Genomic DNA, 1,788 nt, shown 5'->3' on the forward strand with positions numbered 1-1,788 from the left:
ACACAGCGTTTAATGTTAAATAAGTCAAGTGTTAAATAAATAGATTTTTGGCCGCACAAAACCAATGTTTCAATATTTGTGGAAAAAATTTGAAACTACCAATCACAAAACAATATAAGGACATTTCTTCGTAACGTACAACGTCTTGTGTTTGTTTTCCACAGGGATACAGCCTACTTCATGCAAAATCAAGGCAATTACGTTTTATTCGTATTTGTGGAACAAGACTTATTACGCTGTGTTACGAGGTCTTTTTGCCTCAGGGACGATCATCAATATAATCTTCCGTTCCGAAGAAATGTCTTTGTCTTTACTCTCTTTCTAATCCTTTTTCGATAGAAAAAACACGTCAAACTAATACATAACGATCGTAAAACAGCGCTTGTTTTTCTTTGTTTCTTAATTTACCAGCGATTACAGACTGGAGGCAATATCCTTCTTGCGACGAGTGATACAACTGTTTCTTCGTTATCATGGCGTATGCAAGTCGAAGTAATCGATTTCCTAAAGCGATATAGATTTGCTTAACCTTTTTGCCTCTATCTTTCATTTCTTTATATTTCTCCTGCATGGATGGATTTTGAAGCATCATACTTCTACCTGCACGATATAGAACTGCCCGAAAATCAGCCCTTCCTTGTCTGGAAATCTGATAATGATAGGTGGTGGCTCTTTTCCCACCAGATTGTTTAATAATCGGATTGGTCCCGGCCATTTTAATGAGCTGTTCTGGACGTGTAAAATTAGAAAGATCACCCATTTCAGCTGTCAGTTCTGCCGCCGTTGTTACACCTACCCCCGGAATACTCAACAGAATTCCACCATCTGTTTGAAGGAGTACCTGTTCTATCTCTATTTTCAATTGCTCAATTTGGTTAATTAGTAAAGCATATTCATCTAGTTTCAACTCTAAAAGAATGATCTCCGCTCTCAAATCTTTTTTGGGCTTAGAAACGGATTGGTTGGCAAATTCAATTAATCGCTCTATCGTTAGGTCTCGTAGTTTTAAGTTCTGTTCGATGGAAACCCTACGTAAACCTTCTTTTCCTAAAGTTAAAATATCCGAAGGATGTGGATAATAGCGCATCAAGTAAAGAGAAGCCTTCGAAACAAAGGACGAAAATAATTCCACTTTTTTCATCCTCCCATCTATCTCCATCACAGTCCCTTGGTATTCTCGAAAAATATGATCCATATAGAGACGAATATGATTGATGGCCCGGGAACTAGAATTGATCAAGGTTCGATGTGCTCTCGACAAAGTTTGAAGCTCCTTTAGCAGGGGAATAGCTTCTCTACTAGTTACTCCTCTCCCGTGGAGAAGAGACTGAGTAATCGCCATCAAATCAATACTATCTGTTTTCGTATAGTTTAATGTAGCTTTTCTTTCTTCCGCTGTTGTCGCGGCATTGATAATACGAACAATATAATGTTGATGCTCACACATCCTCACTAAATCCTCATAATAGTGTCCCGTCGTTTCAATCCCTACAACGACCTCTTTAAAGTCATATGCTTCTTTCACCTGTTCGATTGCCTCGATTAATTCCCGGAACCCAGAATGAGATGCACTAAAATCGAATGGTTTCGTCAAAATATCCCCAAAAATGTTACTAATCATCGCTGAATGTACATACTTCGCTGCGTCAATCGCTACTATACAAATTTGATGCGCATTCTCTCCTCTCATCAGACGATTCCAATGACTTCCGTTATTCCCCTGAATATGGTTAAATGTAGATAGAACCATTGTTTTCAGCTCCTTTTGGTGTGAGTGGGTATTTTGGA

The 1,788-nt window shown here is 38.5% G+C and carries 1 protein-coding gene; it reads right to left on the reverse strand.

What is annotated here, in order from left to right; translation table 11 throughout:
* Positions 1 to 349 precede the first annotated feature (349 nt).
* Positions 350 to 1,788, reverse strand: a 1,439-nt coding sequence (locus FS486_RS19815) for an IS110 family RNA-guided transposase (RefSeq protein WP_260858180.1), incomplete at its 5' end; no start/stop codon positions are given.

Source organism: Bacillus sp. FJAT-22090 (genome assembly GCF_007676755.1).
Lineage (GTDB): Bacteria > Bacillota > Bacilli > Bacillales_A > Planococcaceae > Psychrobacillus.